The 17,227-nt window shown below is 67.2% G+C and carries 14 protein-coding genes; 5 read left to right on the forward strand and 9 right to left on the reverse strand.

The annotated features are described in order from the left end of the window. Position 1 precedes the first annotated feature (1 nt). Both A9974_RS23670 and lolA read left to right on the forward strand, forming a co-directional pair. Positions 2 to 2,377, forward strand: coding sequence for a DNA translocase FtsK (locus A9974_RS23670; protein ID WP_183006656.1), 2,376 nt, complete (start codon positions 2 to 4; stop codon positions 2,375 to 2,377). Continuing rightward, entirely contained in the window at positions 2,377 to 3,012 is a 636-nt protein-coding gene (gene lolA, locus A9974_RS23675; RefSeq protein WP_183006765.1) for an outer membrane lipoprotein chaperone LolA, read from the forward strand. The genes A9974_RS23670 and lolA overlap by 1 nt, the downstream gene beginning before the upstream one ends. A 616-nt stretch (positions 3,013 to 3,628) precedes the next feature. On the opposite strand, the gene A9974_RS23680 is transcribed toward lolA, so the two are convergent. From A9974_RS23680 to A9974_RS23720, 9 genes are all read right to left on the reverse strand, one after another. Further along, positions 3,629 to 4,060, reverse strand: coding sequence for a RidA family protein (locus tag A9974_RS23680; RefSeq protein ID WP_183006657.1), 432 nt, complete (start codon positions 4,058 to 4,060; stop codon positions 3,629 to 3,631). Positions 4,061 to 4,070: 10 nt separating this feature from the next. Next, positions 4,071 to 5,543, reverse strand: coding sequence for an amidohydrolase family protein (locus A9974_RS23685; RefSeq protein ID WP_183006766.1), 1,473 nt, complete (start codon positions 5,541 to 5,543; stop codon positions 4,071 to 4,073). A gap of 13 nt (positions 5,544 to 5,556) precedes the next feature. Next, positions 5,557 to 6,429, reverse strand: a complete 873-nt coding sequence (locus A9974_RS23690) for a MurR/RpiR family transcriptional regulator (protein WP_183006658.1) — start codon at positions 6,427 to 6,429, stop codon at positions 5,557 to 5,559. A gap of 33 nt (positions 6,430 to 6,462) precedes the next feature. Then, positions 6,463 to 7,464 carry an ABC transporter ATP-binding protein gene (locus A9974_RS23695; protein WP_183006659.1) on the reverse strand — a complete coding sequence of 334 codons (1,002 nt, stop codon included), beginning with the start codon at positions 7,462 to 7,464 and terminating at the stop codon, positions 6,463 to 6,465. Beyond that, the gene (locus A9974_RS23700) at positions 7,461 to 8,468 is read right to left on the reverse strand and encodes an ABC transporter ATP-binding protein (protein WP_183006660.1); all 1,008 of its coding nucleotides are present in this window, start codon (positions 8,466 to 8,468) and stop codon (positions 7,461 to 7,463) included. The genes A9974_RS23695 and A9974_RS23700 overlap by 4 nt, the downstream gene beginning before the upstream one ends. Positions 8,469 to 8,470: 2 nt before the next feature. Then, complete coding sequence (locus A9974_RS23705) at positions 8,471 to 9,340, reverse strand: ABC transporter permease (protein ID WP_025136905.1); 870 nt, start codon at positions 9,338 to 9,340, stop codon at positions 8,471 to 8,473. Position 9,341: 1 nt separating this feature from the next. Beyond that, positions 9,342 to 10,283 (reverse strand): ABC transporter permease, encoded by a 942-nt coding sequence (locus tag A9974_RS23710; RefSeq protein ID WP_183006661.1) that lies wholly within the window; start codon positions 10,281 to 10,283, stop codon positions 9,342 to 9,344. Positions 10,284 to 10,383: 100 nt separating this feature from the next. Continuing rightward, positions 10,384 to 11,943: an ABC transporter substrate-binding protein gene (locus A9974_RS23715; RefSeq protein WP_183006662.1), complete on the reverse strand. Its 1,560-nt coding sequence runs from the start codon at positions 11,941 to 11,943 to the stop codon at positions 10,384 to 10,386. Positions 11,944 to 12,061: 118 nt separating this feature from the next. Then, positions 12,062 to 13,333 carry an amino acid deaminase gene (locus A9974_RS23720; RefSeq protein WP_183006663.1) on the reverse strand — a complete coding sequence of 424 codons (1,272 nt, stop codon included), beginning with the start codon at positions 13,331 to 13,333 and terminating at the stop codon, positions 12,062 to 12,064. 195 nt (positions 13,334 to 13,528) lie between these two features. Between A9974_RS23720 and A9974_RS23725 the strand changes: the two genes are divergently transcribed. The 3 genes from A9974_RS23725 (at position 13,529) to serS (ending at position 17,211) form a co-directional block, all read left to right on the forward strand. Next, entirely contained in the window at positions 13,529 to 14,320 is a 792-nt protein-coding gene (locus tag A9974_RS23725) for a deaminated glutathione amidase (protein ID WP_183006664.1), read from the forward strand. Between the two features lie 161 nt (positions 14,321 to 14,481). Next, complete coding sequence (locus A9974_RS23730) at positions 14,482 to 15,822, forward strand: replication-associated recombination protein A (RefSeq protein ID WP_183006665.1); 1,341 nt, start codon at positions 14,482 to 14,484, stop codon at positions 15,820 to 15,822. 42 nt (positions 15,823 to 15,864) lie between these two features. Next, positions 15,865 to 17,211, forward strand: a complete 1,347-nt coding sequence (serS, locus tag A9974_RS23735; protein ID WP_183006666.1) for a serine--tRNA ligase — start codon at positions 15,865 to 15,867, stop codon at positions 17,209 to 17,211. The last annotated feature ends 16 nt before the right edge of the window (positions 17,212 to 17,227 follow it).

A 17,227-nucleotide genomic window follows, 5' to 3' on the forward strand; every position in this document is an offset into this window, starting at 1 on the left:
CATGCCGCGTATCTCGACTGCTTCTCCGCGCGCTTCGCGCAACACCCGCAACGGGCCTTCGCCACTGCAGACGCGTATCTCCGCGTTGCTGCGCGAGGCCCGCTGGATCCTCTTTGCCGCCCTGGCGGCTTGGCTAACCCTGGTGCTGGCCACCTGGAGCGCCGCCGACCCGGGCTGGTCGCATTCCGTCCCCGCCGGCGCCATCCATAACCGGGGCGGGACCCTGGGCGCCTACCTGGCGGACATCCTGCTCTATTTGTTCGGCTTCTCGGCCTGGTGGTGGGTCATTCTGCTGCTGCACCGGGTGCGGGCGGGCTACCGCCGCCTGGCCAGCCATCTTCGTGTTACCAATAGTAAACAGCCGGAAGTGTTGCCGCGTGTCCACTGGGAAGAGGGCATCGGCTTTTTCCTGCTGTTACTGGGCTCGCTGGGCATGGAAGCCCTGCGCCTGGCCAGCCGCGGCACCCATCTGCCGGGCGCGTCGGAAAACGCCAGCGGCGCGGGCGGCGTCATCGGCCACACTCTGGCCGAGCTGACCAGCCGCAGCATCGGTTTCACCGGCAGCACGCTGGCCTTCCTGGTCATGCTGGCGATCGGCCTGAGCCTGTTCTTCTCGTTCTCGTGGCTGACGGTGGCCGAGCGCGTGGGTTCCTGGATGGAAGGCATGGTGCGCCGCGTGCGCAATTCCTACGCCGCCCGCGAAGACCGCAAGGTCGGCGAGGTAGCCAAGGCCGTGCGGACCGAGCAGGTCGTGGCCAAGCAGGAAAAGCTGGTGCACGAGCAGCCGGTGCGGATCGAACCGGCCATCACGGTGGTGCCCAAGTCCGAGCGCGTCGAAAAGGAAAAGCAGCAGTCGCTGTTCTTCGCGCCCTCGGGCGGCGAAGGCGACCTGCCCGCGATCAGCCTGCTGGATCCCCCGCTGGCCAACCAGGAAACCGTGTCGGCCGAAACCATCGAATTCACTTCGCGCCTGATTGAAAAGAAGCTGGCCGACTTCGGCGTCTCCGTCACCGTGGTGGCGGCGCAGGCCGGCCCGGTCATCACGCGCTACGAAATCGAACCGGCCACCGGGGTCAAGGGTAGCCAGATCGTCAATCTGGCCAAGGATCTGGCCCGCGCGCTCAGCCTGGTCAGCATCCGGGTGGTGGAAACCATTCCGGGCAAGAACCTGATGGGCCTGGAATTGCCCAACCCGCGCCGCCAGATGGTCCGGCTATCCGAGATCCTGGGGTCGCAGACCTATCACGCCAGCCATTCCGTGGTGACCATGGCGCTGGGCAAGGACATCGCCGGCAACCCGGTGGTGGCCGACTTGGCCAAGATGCCTCACTTGCTGGTGGCGGGCACGACCGGCTCGGGCAAGTCCGTCGGCATCAACGCCATGATCCTGTCGCTGCTCTATAAAGCCGACGCCTCCCATACCCGCGTGATCCTGATCGACCCGAAGATGCTTGAAATGAGCGTCTACGAAGGCATTCCGCATCTGCTGGCCCCGGTGGTCACCGACATGCGCCAGGCCGCCAACGCGCTGAACTGGTGCGTGGGCGAAATGGAAAAACGCTATCGCCTGATGAGCAAGATGGGCGTGCGCAACCTGGCCGGCTACAACACCAAGATCCGCGACGCCATCAAGCGCGAAGAGCCGATCCCCAACCCGTTCTCGCTGACGCCTGACCAGCCCGAGCCGCTGGCGCCGTTGCCCACCATCGTGGTGGTCATCGACGAACTGGCCGACCTGATGATGGTGGTGGGCAAGAAGATCGAAGAACTGATCGCCCGCCTGGCGCAAAAGGCGCGCGCGGCCGGCATCCACTTGATCCTGGCCACCCAGCGACCCAGCGTGGACGTGATCACCGGCCTGATCAAGGCCAACATCCCGACCCGCATCGCCTTCCAGGTGTCGTCCAAGATCGACTCGCGCACCATCCTGGACCAGATGGGTGCCGAGACGCTGCTGGGCCAGGGCGACATGCTCTACATGCCGCCGGGCACCGGCCTGCCGGTGCGCGTGCACGGCGCATTCGTCAGCGACGACGAAGTGCACCGTGTCGTCGAAAGCCTGAAGGCTCAAGGCGAACCGAACTACATCGAAGGCCTGCTCGAAGGGGGGCTGGACGGCGATGGCGGCGAAGGCGCCAGCAGCGTCACCGGCATCGGCGGCGACGCCGAGTCCGACCCGATGTACGACCAGGCCTGCGAGGTGGTGCTCAAGCACCGCCGCGCGTCGATCTCGCTGGTGCAGCGCCATTTGCGCATTGGTTACAACCGTGCGGCGCGGTTACTCGAGCAGATGGAGCAATCGGGTATGGTGTCCGCGATGCAGTCCAATGGCAACCGGGAGATCCTGGTTCCCGCCGCCGCCCGAGAGGAAGCATGATGAAGACGTTTCGCGGCCTGGCCGCCGCCCTGGCCTTGTGCGTGGCCCCCGCGCTGGTTCCTGCTTCGGCCCTGGCCGCCAGCGCCCAGGAGCAGTTGCGTTCGTTCGTCACGACGGTGACCGCCGCGACGGGGTCCTTTTCGCAGTACACGGTCAGCACGCAGGGCCGCACCCAGCCGGCGCAGACGGGGGTGTTCTCGTTCCAGCGGCCGGGCAAGTTCAAGTGGGCGGTGCAAAAGCCCTACGAGCAATTGGTGATTTCCGATGGCCGCCAGGTGTTCCAGTTCGATCCGGACCTGGCGCAGGTGACCGAGCGCAAGGTGGACGCGGCCATCGGCACGTCGCCGGCGGCGATCCTGTTCGGGTCGGGGTCGCTGGAGCAGTCGTTCGACGTGTCTGCCTTGCCGTCCAAGGATGGAGTCGATTGGCTGCGGGCCAAGCCGCGGACCGCGGATGCGGGGTTTTCGCGGGTGGATATCGGGATGAAGGACAATCTGCCCGTGCGGGTGGAGTTGCTGGATTCCTTTGGGCAGACGACTCGGGTGGATCTTTCCGGGATTTTGCCTAATCCCAAGTTGGCGGATAAGGAATTTCAGTTTGTGGCGCCCAAGGGCGTTGATGTCGTCAAGATGTGATGCTCTTGTCGCTGCGCGCGACGGGGCGCGGCCTGTTTGTCGGTGACGGGGCTTCTTCGTAGGCCCGCCCGTCACGGGTTGGGCGCTGATGTGCGCGCCTACGATTGCGGTCCGGAGCGTTCGCTCCGGACTTCCCCTTCGTCATTCTCGTCCGCCTTCGGCTCCCTTCGAATTCCCTCGGGCGCATCTAACGGCGCGCACATCAGCGCCCAACCCGTGACGAGCTACGTATTCGGAGAATTGGGGCGTTGTCAGGCCGGGGGCTGGGGGAGAAGTTTGCGTCGCTTGCCCCAGGCCGGCCGCGCGGGCGGCCTTTTGGGGCTTCGGCAGTGTGCTGCGTCGTGGCGTTGGCGCTGCGCGCTTGCGCAGCGTCTTTCCCAGGTGCCACGTTAGGATAGTCGCCCGGCCGCCCGGCCGCCCGAAGGCCGGGCAGCCCCCTTGGGGGGCAGCAAGCGCGAAGCGCACAGCGTGGGGGCCAACATCCCTCCCGGCCGCCCGAAGGCCGGGCAGCCCCCTTGGGGGGCAGCAAGCTCACGCAGTGAGCGCGGCGTGGGGGCGCTTCGCCCGGCCGCCCGGCCGCCCGAAGGCCGGGCACCCCCCTTGGGGGGCAGCAAGCTCACGCAGTGAGCGCAGCGTGGGGGCGCTTATACGCCACACAATCAATTTCTACTTTGGCGTCCACCATTAGCGGGGACTGCACGCAGGCGCGCGCGGGGGGATTGTTGCCGAAGTATTCCTTGAACACCTTGTTGAACGACGGGAAGTCGCGGGCGTCGTCCAGCCAGACGCCGCAGCGGATGACGTGTTCGGGGCCGTAGCCGGCTTCTTTCAGGATGGCCAGGACTTGTTGGATGGCCTTGTGGCACTGGGCGACGGTACCGCCTTCGATGACTTCGCCATTTTCCATGGGGACCTGGCCCGACACGTAGAGCCAGCCGTCGGCGGCGACGGCGCGGGCGAAAGGCATGTGGGAGCCGCCTTGGCCGGTGCCGCCGGCGACGCCGTAGCGGGTGATGCCGTTGTTGTCGGGGGTAGGTACGTTGCTCATGGGGAGGCTCCTAGATAGCGGGGGGGGAGGCGGCGAAGCTGGTGCGCAGGTCGCCGTTGCGGGGCAGCCAGCGGCCGGCGCGGTCGCCGGTAGGCTGGCCCTGGTGGTAGGACAGGGCGCCATTGACCCAGACGGCTTCGATGCCGGCGGCGGTCTGGACGGGGGCGGCGAAGGTGGCGCGGTCGATGACCGTGTCGGGGTTGAACAGGACCAGGTCGGCGTGAAAGCCCTGGCGGACCAGGCCGCGCTCGGCCAGGCCGAAGCGGGCGGCGGACAGGCCGGTCATTTTGTGGACGGCCTCGGCCAGCGGGAACAGGCCGACGTCGCGGCTGTAGTGGCCCAGCACGCGGGGAAAGGCGCCCCACAGGCGCGGGTGCGGCATGGGATCGTTGGGCAGGCCGTCCGAGCCGACCATGGTCAGGCGGTGCGACAGCACGCGGCGCACGTCGTCTTCGTGCATGTTGTGATACACCGCGCCGGCCGGCTGCAGGCGCTTGGCGGCTTCCAGCAGCGGCACGCCCCAATCGGCGGCGATGGCGGCGAGCTTGCGGCGGGCCTGCTCGGGGTGCGGCACGGACCAGGTGATGTCGATGTCGAATTCGTCCGTGACCTGTTTCAGGTCCAGCGTGGACGAGCTGGCGGAATAGGGGTAGCAGTCGCAGCCCACGTGCTGCATCCGGCCGGCGTTCTCCAGCGTGAACAGCACTTCCTTGGTGCGGCCCCAGTTGCCGGCGCCGGCGCATTTCAGGTGCGACACCACCACCGGCACGCGGGCGTGCAGGGCAATGTCGAAGGCCTCTTGCATGGCTTCCAGGATGGCGGCGAATTCCGAGCGCAGGTGGGTGGTGTACAGCGCGCCGAACTCGTCCAGGGCCTCGGCCAGCAGCTTGACCTCGGCCGTGTCGGCTTCGATGGCCGAGCCATAGGCCAGGCCGGTGCTCAGGCCGATGGCGCCGTGCGCCAGGGCATCGCGCAGTTGCTCGCGCATGGCCAGGACCTCGTCGCGGGTGGCGGCGCGGTCCAGGCGGTCCATGTGGTTGTTGCGCAGGGCCGTATGGCCCACCAGGGCGGCGACGTTCACCGCCGGCCGCGCGGCCTCGATGGCGCGGGTGTAGGCGGCAAAGGTCGGGTAGGCGAAATCATCGCGTTGGCCCAGCAGGTTCATGGGGTCCGGCGGGTCGCCGCGCAGCGACACGGGCGAGGCGCTGATGCCGCAGTTGCCCACCACCACGGTGGTCACGCCCTGTGACAGCTTGGGCAGCATGCCGGGGGTGCGAATGACGTTGGTGTCGTCGTGGGTGTGGACGTCGATGAAGCCGGGCGCCAGCGCCAGCCCCGTGCCGTCGATGACCTGGCGCGCCTTCGCCTGCGGCAGGTCGCCAATGGCGGCGATACGGCCGTCGGCCAGCGCCACGCTGGCGACGTATTCGGCGCCGCCCGAGCCATCCAGCACGCGGACGTTGCCTATCAAGGTGTCGTACATCATGGATTCCAGTTCAATCGCCCAGCGGCAAGCGGTTGGGGCCGCCGCGGTGCTCGTCCAGCGCCAGCTTGATGCGGCGCAGGCGTTCGCGGTTTTCTTCTTGATTCAGCATGGCCAGTTCGGTCGATAAGAGATCGATGGCCAGCATCATCGCGTAGCGCGACGCCGAGGGTTTGTAGATGAAGTCGGTTTCGTCCGTGCGGATCGGCAGCACCACGTCGGCAAGCTTGGCCAATTCAGAGGTGGCGTCGGTGATGGCGACAATGCGCGCGCGGTATTGCTTGACGATGCGGGCGGCGCCGACGATTTCCGGCGTCAGGCCCGAGGCCGACAGGATCAGCACCGCGTCGCGCTCGTCCAGCGTGGCGGCAACCATGCGCAGTAGCACGGCGTCGCTGTAGACGGCAATCGGATAGCCCAGGCGGACCAGCCGCGATTGCACTTCCTGCGCCAGCACGGCCGACGCGCCGCCCATGCCGAAGACGTAGATCATGCGGGCGCCATCGACGATGGACGCGGCGGCCTCGAACAGCGGCTCGGTGAAGGTCGGCAGGTGGGCGCGCAGGGTGCTTTCGATGTCGGCGTAGATGCGCGCGTAGAAGGTGCTTTCCTCGGCCGGCGCGTTCTGGTCCAGGAAGCGGCTGCCCACGGTGCTGGCCTGGGCCAGCTTCATCTTCAGGTCGCGGGTGTCATCGCAGCCGACCGTGCGCGCGAAGCGCGAAATGGTGGCGATGCTGACGCCGGCCTTGGCGGCCAATTGGTCGACCGTGGCGCTGGCGCTCCAGATGATGTTGTCCAGGATGGCGTCGGCCACCTTGCGCTCGGTCACGCTCAGGTCGTCCCGGCGGCTGCGTATCTGGAAGACGATGTCGCGGATGATGTTCATGTGGTGTTCCTGGATCAAGTCGGGGGCTCGCGCCTACGCGGCCAGCTCGGGGTCGCCGATGCGCGAACAGGCCACGAAATGGCCCGGGCCGACGCTGACGTCGCGTGCCTCGATCGTGGCGCAGGCCTCGATGGCGTGCGGGCAGCGGGTGCGGAAAACGCAGCCCGACGGCGGGTTGACCGGGCTGGGGATGTCGCCCTTGAGCAGAATACGCGAACGCGGCGCGCGCGGGTCGGGCACCGGTGCGGCCGACAGCAGCGCCCGGGTGTAGGGATGCCGCGGCCGGGCGTAGACCTCGCTGGTCGGCCCGCGCTCCATCACGCGGCCCAGGTACATCACCACGACTTCATCGCACAGGTAGTCGACCACGGCCAGATCGTGCGCTACGAACAGCATGGTCAGGCCCAGGTCGCGTTGCAGGTCCTGCAGCAGGTTCAGCACCTGCGCCTGTACCGAGACGTCCAGGGCCGACACGGGTTCGTCGGCCACGATGAAGTCCGGCTCCACGGCCAGCGCGCGGGCGATGCCGATGCGCTGGCGCTGGCCGCCGGAGAACTCGTGCGGATAGCGGCGGCTGTGATCGGCATTCAGGCCGACGCGTTCGAGCAGCTCGCCGATGCGCGCCTCGCGCCGGGTCTGGGCCAGTTGATGGGTGTCCAGCGCTTCGCCCAGGATCTCGGCCACGGTCATGCGCGGATTGAGGCTGGCGTAGGGGTCCTGGAACACGATCTGCATGCGGCGGCGCCAGGGCAGCATCTGCCTTTCGGACAGATGCGTGATGTCCTGGCCATCGAACAGCAGGCGGCCGGCGGTGGGCGCGAACAGGCGCAGCAGCGCGCGGCCGGTGGTGGTCTTGCCGGAGCCGGATTCACCCACCAGGCCGACGATGGTGTTGCGCGGCACGTCGAAACTGACGCCGTCCACGGCCCGCACCACGGGCGCGTTGCGCGCCTGCGACGTGGGGAAGTGAACCTTCAGGTCCTCGATGCGCACCAGCGGGTCGGCGGCGCGTACGGGCAGGGGGCTTGCGGTCATAGCGGGGTCACCTTGATGCAGCGGGCGCGGTGCTGGTCCTGCACCGTCACCAGTTCAGGCACGGCGCGCAGGCAGTTGCCGTCGGCCAACTCGCAGCGCGGCGCGAAAGTGCAGCCGCCAGGCAGCGACAGCACGCTGGGCACGTTGCCCGGGATGGCGCGCAGGCGCTCGCCCGAGGCCAGCAGCGCGGCGGTCGGCAGACAGGACAAGAGGCCGCGGGTGTAGGGGTGGGTGGGCTGTTCGAACAGGTCGTAGACGCCGGCGTCCTCGACCACGCGGCCCGCGTACATCACGGCTACGCGGTGCGCGATCTCGGCCACCACGCCCAGGTTGTGGGTGATGAACAGGATGCTCATATTCATCTCGGCCTGCAGCCGGCGCAGCAGATCCAGGATCTGCGCCTGCACCGTGACGTCCAGCGCGGTGGTGGGCTCGTCGGCGATCAGCACGGCCGGGTTGCAGGCCAGCGCCAGGGCGATCATGACGCGCTGGCGCATGCCGCCCGACATCTGGTGCGGGTACTCGTGGACGCGCCGGTCGGCGGCCGGAATCTCGACGCGGTCCAGCATGTCGCGGGCGCGCTTCATGGCCGCCGCGTGCGAACCGCCTTCGTGCTGCAGCACGGCTTCGGCGATCTGGTCGCCCACCGTGTACAGCGGATTCAGGCTGGTCATGGGCTCCTGGAAGATCATTGCGATCTCGGCGCCGCGGATCCGGCGCAGGGTCGAGGCCGATGCCTGGGCCAGGTCGTGCTCCTGGCCGCGGCGGTCGCGAAAGCGGATCTTGCCCGCCTCGATGCGGCCCGCCGGCTTGGGCAAGAGGCCCATGATGGACAGGCTGGTCACGGACTTGCCGGAACCGGATTCGCCAACGATGGCCAGCGTTTCGCCGCGGGCCAGGTCGAAGGTCACGCCGTCCACCGATTTGGCGACGCCGTCGCGGCTGTGGAACCAGGTTTTCAGGCCTTCCACCGACAGCACGACGTCTCGGGTGCTTGCGGTCATGATTACAGCTCCTTGCGCAGGCGCGGGTCGAGTACGTCACGCAGTCCGTCGCCCACCAATTGCAGCGACAGCACGGACAGGACAATGGCGATGCCCGGGAAGATCATGATCCAGTCGGCCGAGCCCATGTACTGCTGGCCGGCGTTGATCATGGTGCCCCAGGTGGGAATGTCGGGCGAAACGCCCACGCCCAGGAACGACAGGCCGGCTTCAGCCAGGATCGCGTAGGCGAAGATGAAGGTGCCCTGGACCAGGATGGGCGACAGCAGGTTGCGCAGCACGTGCACCGTGACGATGCGCCAGGTGCTGACGCCCAGGGCGCGGGCGGCTTCCACGAACGGCAGTTCGCGGATCACCAGCGTCGAGGCGCGCACGATGCGGGCCAGGCGCGGCGTGTACACGATGCCCAGTGCGATCACCACGTTCACCAGCGACGGACCCAGCGCGGCCACCAGCGAGATGGCCAGCAGGATGTCGGGAAACGCCATCATGGCGTCGATCAGGCGCGACACGAACTTGTCGGCTGACCGGAAAAAGCCGGCGATCAGGCCCAGGGCAATGCCCAGCACGCTGGACAGGATCACCACCGAGAAGCCCACCATCAGCGACAGCCGGCCGCCATGGATGACGCGGCTGAACACGTCGCGGCCAAAGTCGTCGGTGCCGAACCAGTGGGTGGCGCTGGGCGCCTTGAGCCGGTTCATGATCGACAGTTTGTAGGGGTCGAACGGGCTGACCCAGGGCGCCAGCAGCGCGGCGGCCACCAGTACGACGATGACGATCAGGCTGATCAGCACTGTCTTGCGCGCCACCAGCAGGCGCAGGACCTGCCAGCGGTCGACGCCGGACGTTGGGGAAGTTGCGATGGCCATATCAGTAACGCACTCGGGGGTCGACCAGCAGGTAGAGCAGGTCGATGAACAGATTGATCAGGACGTAGATCGCGGCAATGATGAGCAGCGCGCCCTGGATGACGGGATAGTCGCGGCGCAGCACGGCCGACACGACCAGGCTGCCCACGCCGGGCAGGCCGAACACGGTTTCGGTCACGACCGCGCCGCTGATGAGCAACGCGGTGGTGAGGCCCAGCACGGTCAGGATCGGAATCAACGCGTTGCGCACGGCATGCTTGAGAATCACGCGCGTTTCGGTCAGGCCCTTGGCGCGCGCGGTACGCACATAGTCGTCGCGCAGCACGTCCAGCATGCTGGCGCGGATGAAGCGGGTGATCAGCGCCGAATTGACCAGCCCCAGCACCACGGCGGGCAGCATCAGGTGCGACACGCGGGTCGCCAGCGACGCATCCGGGCCACCATAGCCGGACACCGGCAGCCAGCCCAGCTTGACCGAGAACAGCTGCATCAGCAGCAGCCCCAGCCAGAAGCTGGGCACGCTGGAGGTGAACATCGAGAACGACAGCACCGATTGGTCCAGCGTCGTGCCGCGTTTGACCGCCGACAGGATGCCCACCGGCAGCGCGATCGCGGTGGCGATCAGCAACGACATCAACGTCAGCAGCAAGGTCGGTTCGGCGCGATCGGCCAAAGCCGACAGCACCGGCTTGTTCATGAAGATGGACTGGCCCAGGTCGCCCTGCACCAGCTTGCCCAGCCACGACACGTACTGCACGGGCAGGGGGCGGTCCAGCCCCAGCTGGTGCTCGAGCGCGGCGATGTCGGCCTGGCTGGCCTGGGGCCCAAGCATCACGGCAGCGGGGTTGCCGGGCGTGACGCGGATAATCACGAACACGATGGTCGCGACGATGAACATCACGGCCACCAGCCCGACCAGCCGGTTCAAGAGATAACGCAACACAGTGGAATCCTAAAGATCGGTGCGCAGACGGCAGGCGCCTTGGTTCAGGCAGGGCGGACCGGTATCGGCCCGCCCCAGGCCCGGCTTACGGTTGCTTCGCTTACTTCGGCGCCTTCCAGGCGTTCCAGAAGTACGGCCACGGCGCGGGCTTGACGCCTTGCAGCGACGGCGAGCGGGCGGCCTGGGCGTTGAAGTCGCCCACCTTCACGAAGGGGATCTCGTCGTACACGGCCTGCTGCACGTCGGCCCAGCGCTTGACGCGTTCTTCCTGGGTGCGGGCCTGATTGAAGGCGTCCATCACCTGCGCGCGGCGCGGCGTGTCCCACCAGCCCGGCGCATCCTTGGACGGGAAGTCGATCAGGGCCGGTTCGGGCAGGAAGACGCTGTGGGTAATGAAGATGTCCCACACGGCAGGATCCTGGCGGCGCTGCGTCAGCGTGGCCCAGTCCACCACCTGCATGTCCACCGTGAAACCGGCGGCCTTCAGGTATTCCGCGGCCACCAGCGCCATCTTGTAATGGAACTCGTACTGCTGGCTGGTCAGAATGCGGATCTTCTTGTCGGGCAGGTTGGCGCTGTCCAGCAGCTTCTTGGCGGCAGCGGTGTCGGCCTTGTTGTAGACCTTGCCGCCCAGCGACGTGGCCCAGGGGTAGCCTTCCGGATACAGATCGCCGTTGAGCTTGTAGAAATCCTTGTTGCCGAAGGCGGCATACAGCATGTCTTCTTCGTTCAGCGCCAGCTGCACAGCCTGGCGTACCGCCAGGTTGGACATGATGCCTTGCTTGGTGTTGAGCACCAGGCGGGGCCAGCCAAACGGCTTGAGCATCACCGGATCGGAACGGCCGCCCTTGAGCTTGTCCAGCGCTTCCACCGGCAGCGAGTCGACGTAGTCGAACTGGCCCGCGGCGGCGGCTTCGGAACGGGTGTTGGCGTTGCCCACCGGCACGAAGCGGATTTCGTCCAGGTACTGCTTGCGCGCGCCGCCATAGCCGTCGGGCTCGCCTTCGCGCTGCTTGTAGCCTTCGAAGCGCGTCAGCTGGATGTACTGGTCCGGCACGCGGGCCTTGAGCTGGTAGGGGCCGGTGCCGACGATCTCGGTCAGCACGGGCGCGATCTTGCTCTTGGGCATGATCACGGCGGCGGCATTGTTCATGGCCAGCAGCGCGGTCAGCGGCGCGTAGGGCTGCTTGAGCGTGATGCGGATCGTGTTGGCGTCGGGCGCTTCGATGCTGGCAATGACCTTGGCGGCCATCTTGCCGCGCGTGGCGGTTTCGGTCCAGCGCTTGAGCGAGGCCAGCACGTCCGACGAATCCATCTTGGAGCCGTCATGGAAGGTGATGCCCTGGCGCAGGGCAATCGTGTAGACCAGGCCGTCCGGCGTCACCTCGGGCATCTTGTCGGCCAGCAGCGGGGTCAGGTTCCACTTGGCGTCGAAGGTGTACAGCGTTTCGAAGAAATGCTGGGTCAGGATGCCCACCAGGTCGGCGGTGCTGGTCATCGGATCCAGCGTCGGCGGCTCGCCGATGGTGGCCACTGAAATCGTGCCTCCCTTGACCGGCGTGGCACAGAGGGCGGGGGTCGACAATGCGGTCAAGCCAATTGCGCCGGCCGCGAGCAGGCTCTTCAGCCCACCGCCTCGCCGGGAGGTACGGAAGTTCATGATTCTCTCTCCAGAGGGTCAAAAACAGGTTGTCGCGTAATTCGGAAACGGCGCCGGGTTCCCCAAGTTTTCTCGTGCCCCCTTGGGGCCTGGCGCTAAGGCGTCAGGCAGGGGGCGTTCAGAAGAAGGTCTCGGCCACGTCGGTGACGCGGTACTGCTCGTCCACCAACAGCACCTGGCGCCACTTGTCGAACGTCAGGCAGGGGTGGGAAATGTCGAAGGCGATCATGTCGCCGACCTGGATGTCGTCGGCCTCGCCGATCTGCATGAAGGCATGCTGGTCCATCATGGCGGTCAGCTTCCAGTGCGCGGCGGCGGCGTGAGGGGCAGGGGCCTGGCCCGGGCGGTAGTGCAGCGACGGCGTCGGCAGGCCGGCGTCGAAGGCCGCGTCGCGCTTGCCCATGGCCACGATGGCGCGGCCCGGCTCGGGCAGCGATTGCACGTAGGCCCACACCTGCAAGGCGGGCTGCAGGCCCGGTTCCATCTTGTGGGCGACGGGGTTGTGCGCGTTGATGCGTTCGGCGGCCGAGCGGTAGACGCCGACGTCATGCGACAGGTAGCAGCCCGGGCGCAGCACCACTTCCAGCGGCGCGCCGATGTCCAGTTGCGAGAATTCCTCGGCCACCACGTCGAACCAGGCCGAACCGGCGCCGGAAATCAGCGCCGGGCCGTGCTTGCGCAGGCGGCCGGCGGCGGCCAGGCCGCGCAGTGCGTCGGTGGCGCGGCGCAGGAAGGCGCGGATGGCCGCCTCGTCCTGCAGCACGCCTTCGTAGACTTCGATACCGGCCAGGGCCAGGCCGGGCCAGCGGCCGATTTCCTCGACCACGGCCTGCAACTGCGCGTCATCGCGCACGCCGGTGCGTCCGCCCGTAGGGCCCAGTTCGATCAGCACGGGCAGCACCAGCCCTTGCTCGCCGAAATAGCGGCCCAGCTGGGCGGCATTGGCGGCGGAGTCGACGATGCAGAAAAAGGTGAAGGCCGGATCGCGCAGCAGCTTGGCGATCAAGGCCATGTTGGCGCGGCCGACCAGCTGATTGGCCATCAGCACGCGGCGGATGCCGTGCTGGTAGGCGGCGGCCACCTGTGGCGCGGTCGCCAGGGTGATGCCCCAGGCGCCATTATCGATCTGGCGCTTGAACAGCGCCGGGCTCATGGTGGTCTTGCCGTGCGGCGCCAGTTTCACGCTGTACGCTTCCATGAAGCGCTGCATCCATTGCAGGTTGTGCCGCACCCGGGACTCATACAGCACCGCCACCGGCAGGCTGACGTCTTCGGCCAGCAGGTTCCAGTTCAGCGCCGCCACGTCGGCGGTGGTACAGGCCTCGGGGAAGGCGCCCAGGCCTTTGCCGTTGACGTCCAGAGGGGCTGCGGGAGAGGAGGAATGGGTCATGGCGGGCGCCTGTTTATGGAAAATATTTACGTCAAATCAGTTTTTTTTCATTATCGTGAAAGAAATTTACAAGCGGCAGTTGGGAGTTACCCGTAGTGGACCGGTTTGGCGGCAGGGCTGCCGATGAGCGCGAGTTGGCGCGACAATACGGAATTCGCGGGTCTGCCTGCCCGCTGCCCCACACAAGGAAGAGTCATGCTGAAAGTCGCTTTGGGCCAGTTCGCCGTCAGCCGCGTCTGGGAAGAAAACGCCCAGGTTTGCGTCGATCTCATGGCGCGCGCCCGCGAGGGCGGCGCCGGCCTGCTGGTGCTGCCCGAAGGCATCCTGGCGCGCGACATCACCGACCCCCAGATCGTCCTGAAAGCCGCGCAACCGTTGGACGGCCCCTTCATGACGCGTCTGCTCGAGGCCAGCCGCGGCTCGCAGCTGGCCACCATGATGTGCGTGCACGTGCCCACCGGCGAAGGGCGGGTCTGGAACACGCTGGTCACCATCCAGGACGGCCGCATCGTGTCGCAGTACCGCAAGCTGCATCTGTACGACGCCTTCACCATGAAGGAATCGACCAACGTCACCCCGGGCAACGACATCCCGCCGCTGCTCGAACTCGGCGGCCTGAAAATCGGCCTGATGACCTGCTACGACGTGCGTTTTCCCGAACTGGCACGCCGCCTGGCGCTGGACGGCGCCGATCTGCTGGTGCTGCCGGCGGCCTGGGTCCGCGGCCCGCTCAAGGAGAAGCACTGGGAAGTGCTGGTGACGGCCCGGGCGCTGGAAAACACCTGCTACGTCGCCGCCGCCGGCGAATGCGGCGAACGCAATATCGGCTGCAGCATGGTGGTGGACCCCCTGGGCGTGGTCACGGCCCAGGCCGGCGAGGCGCCTGCCCTGGTATTCGCCGACATCGACCCCGAACGCCTCGCCCATGCCCGCAAAGTGCTGCCGGTGCTGGCCAACCGCCGATTCGCGGCGCCTGAACTGGCCTGACGGCCGCCTGGGCCGGGACACCCGGCGGGCTCGTCGCTTAAAGGGGCGGATCCTGGCTGAAAACGCGCCTGGCGGCCGGCCCCAGACCCTCGGCAGGGGGCGGGTCCGGCATGGTGTAATACTGGCTTGATTTCCTTGCCGTCTTCCCCCATCTGCTGCCAATGAGCAACGATCTCTTCGCGGCCGATCCTGCGCATCGGCCCTACGTGCCCCTGGCCGAACGCCTGCGTCCGCGCTCGCTGGCCGACGTCGTCGGCCAGTCGCACCTGCTGGGCCCCGACAAGCCCCTGCGTGTCGCCTTCGAATCGGGCCGTCCGCACTCCATGATCTTCTGGGGGCCGCCCGGCGTGGGCAAGACCACGCTGGCGCGCCTGATGGCCGACGGCTTCGACGCCCAGTTCATCGCCATTTCGGCCGTGCTGGGCGGCGTCAAGGACATCCGTGACGCGGTCACCGTGGCCCAGGTGGCGCAAGGCCAGGGCCGCCGCACCATCCTGTTCGTCGACGAAGTGCACCGCTTCAACAAGGCCCAGCAGGACGCCTTTTTGCCCTACGTCGAAAGCGGCCTGTTCACCTTCATCGGCGCTACCACGGAAAACCCCTCGTTCGAGGTCAATTCCGCGCTGCTGTCGCGCGCCCGCGTGTACGTGCTGCAGTCGCTCACCGCCGAAGAACTGCAGCAGCTGGTCGACCGCGCCGCCGATGCGCTCAACGATGGGCTGGATGACGGCGCCAGGATCCACATCGCGCCCGATGCGCGCGAGCAACTGGCGGCCTGGGCGGACGGCGATGCGCGGCGTCTGATCAGCGCGGTGGAAGTGGTGGCCGAATCGGCCCAGTCCGCCGGCCGCGACACTGTCGACGCCGAGTGGCTGGAAATCTCGCTGTCGCAGAACCTGCGGCGCTTCGACAAGGGCGGCGACGCCTTCTACGACCAGATCAGCGCGTTGCACAAGTCGGTGCGCGGCTCCAACCCGGACGCCGCGTTGTACTGGTTCTGCCGCATGATCGACGGCGGTGCCGACCCGAAATACCTGTCGCGCCGGCTGGTACGCATGGCGGTGGAAGACATCGGCCTGGCCGACCCGCGCGCCACCGACCTTGCCGTGAACGGCGCCGATATCTACGAACGGCTCGGCTCGCCCGAAGGCGAACTGGCGCTGGCCCAGGCGGTGGTCTACATGGCCTGCGCCGCCAAGTCGAACGCGGTCTACAACGCCTACAACCAGGCCCGCAAGTTCGCCGCCGAGCATGGCAGCGCGCCGGTGCCTATCCACCTGCGCAACGCGCCCACCAAGCTCATGAAGCAACTGGGCCACGGCAAGGCCTATCGCTACGCCCACGACGAACCGCACGGCTACGCCGCGGCCGAGCAATATTTCCCCGATGGGCTCAATCCGTCCTTCTATCGGCCGACCGATCGCGGCCTGGAGGCTAAAATCCAGCAAAAGTTGGCATTTCTGCGCGAGCTGGACGCAGAAGAACGTGCCAAGAAACGGTAACGGGCGCCGCCCGTTGCTTCTCGCAACCTCACCGACACCACTATGCTAGACCCGATACTGCTGCGCAAAGACCTGCAAACCGTCGTAGACCGCCTCAAGAGCCGTGGCGTGTCCTTCGACACGGAACGGTTCAACGAGCTGGAATCCCGCCGCAAGGCCGTCCAGACCGAAACCGAATCCCTGCAGGCCCGCCGCAACGCGCTGGCCAAGCAGATCGGTCAGCTCAAGGCCAAGGGCGAAGACGCCAGCGCCGTCATGGCGGAGTCGCAGGCCGTGCCCGAACGCCTGAAGCAGCTGGAAGACGAGCTGGCTTCCTTGCAGCAGCCGCTGAACGAGCTGCTGATGTCGGTGCCGAACCTGCCGCACGCCAGCGTGCCGCTGGGCGAATCGGCCGACGACAACGTCGAAGTCCGCCGCTGGCTGCCCGCCGCGGCCGGTGCTGACGGCAACCCGCAGCCGCTGGCCTTCGAAGCCCGTGACCATGTGGCCATCGGTGAGCCGCTGGGCCTCGATTTCGACATGGCCGCCAAGCTGTCGGGCGCGCGCTTCTCGTTCATGCGCGGCCCCATCGCCCGCCTGCACCGCGCGCTGTCGCAGTTCATGCTCGACCTGCAGACCGGCACCCACGGCTACACCGAGTGCTACACCCCGTACATCGTCAACGCCTCGACGCTGTACGGCACGGGCCAGCTGCCCAAGTTCAAGGACGACATGTTCGCCGTGTCCAAGGGCGGCGGCGACGACGACCCCAAGGTCGACGAGCACGGCAAGCCTTTCGTGCGTGAAGACCAGTACCTGATCTCCACCTCGGAAATCACGCTGACCAGCGTGGCGCGCGACACCATCCAGGCCGCCGCCGACCTGCCGCTCAAGCTCACCGCCCACACGCCGTGCTTCCGTTCCGAAGCCGGCAGCGGCGGCCGCGATACGCGCGGCATGATCCGCCAGCACCAGTTCGACAAGGTCGAAATGGTCCAGGTCACGCAACCGGACCAGTCCTACGAGGCGCTGGAAGACATGGTCGGCCACGCCGAACGCGTGCTTCAGCTGCTGGGCCTGCCGTACCGCGTCGTGCTGCTGTGCACCGGCGACATGGGCTTTGGCGCGGCCAAGACCTACGACCTGGAAGTCTGGCTGCCGGCGCAAAATACCTGGCGCGAGATTTCGTCGGTGTCCAACTGCGAAACCTTCCAGGCCCGCCGCATGCAGGCGCGTTTCCGCAATGCCCAGGGCAAGCCGGAATACGTGCACACCCTGAACGGTTCCGGCCTGGCCGTGGGCCGCGCGCTGGTGGCCGTGCTGGAAAACCACCAGCAGGCGGACGGCAGTGTGTTGGTTCCCGAAGCGCTGCAGCCTTACATGGGCGGCCTGACAGTATTGAAGCCCTGACGCGAACCGCGTTCGG

This window comes from Achromobacter sp. UMC71 (genome assembly GCF_014170305.1).
Classification (GTDB): domain Bacteria; phylum Pseudomonadota; class Gammaproteobacteria; order Burkholderiales; family Burkholderiaceae_B; genus Achromobacter.

Bases quoted from the DNA above. Each gene is read 5' to 3' on its own strand.
- A9974_RS23730 (WP_183006665.1), top strand. From the start codon at position 14,482: ATGAGCAACGATCTCTTCGCGGCCGATCCTGCGCATCGGCCCTACGTG.
- A9974_RS23715 (WP_183006662.1), bottom strand. From the start codon at position 11,943: ATGAACTTCCGTACCTCCCGGCGAGGCGGTGGGCTGAAGAGCCTGCTC.
- A9974_RS23685 (WP_183006766.1), bottom strand. From the start codon at position 5,543: ATGTACGACACCTTGATAGGCAACGTCCGCGTGCTGGATGGCTCGGGC.
- A9974_RS23705 (WP_025136905.1), bottom strand. From the start codon at position 9,340: ATGGCCATCGCAACTTCCCCAACGTCCGGCGTCGACCGCTGGCAGGTC.
- A9974_RS23720 (WP_183006663.1), bottom strand. From the start codon at position 13,333: ATGACCCATTCCTCCTCTCCCGCAGCCCCTCTGGACGTCAACGGCAAA.
- lolA (WP_183006765.1), top strand. From the start codon at position 2,377: ATGAAGACGTTTCGCGGCCTGGCCGCCGCCCTGGCCTTGTGCGTGGCC.
- A9974_RS23695 (WP_183006659.1), bottom strand. From the start codon at position 7,464: ATGACCGCAAGCCCCCTGCCCGTACGCGCCGCCGACCCGCTGGTGCGC.
- A9974_RS23670 (WP_183006656.1), top strand. From the start codon at position 2: ATGCCGCGTATCTCGACTGCTTCTCCGCGCGCTTCGCGCAACACCCGC.
- A9974_RS23725 (WP_183006664.1), top strand. From the start codon at position 13,529: ATGCTGAAAGTCGCTTTGGGCCAGTTCGCCGTCAGCCGCGTCTGGGAA.
- A9974_RS23680 (WP_183006657.1), bottom strand. From the start codon at position 4,060: ATGAGCAACGTACCTACCCCCGACAACAACGGCATCACCCGCTACGGC.
- serS (WP_183006666.1), top strand. From the start codon at position 15,865: ATGCTAGACCCGATACTGCTGCGCAAAGACCTGCAAACCGTCGTAGAC.
- A9974_RS23690 (WP_183006658.1), bottom strand. From the start codon at position 6,429: ATGAACATCATCCGCGACATCGTCTTCCAGATACGCAGCCGCCGGGAC.
- A9974_RS23700 (WP_183006660.1), bottom strand. From the start codon at position 8,468: ATGACCGCAAGCACCCGAGACGTCGTGCTGTCGGTGGAAGGCCTGAAA.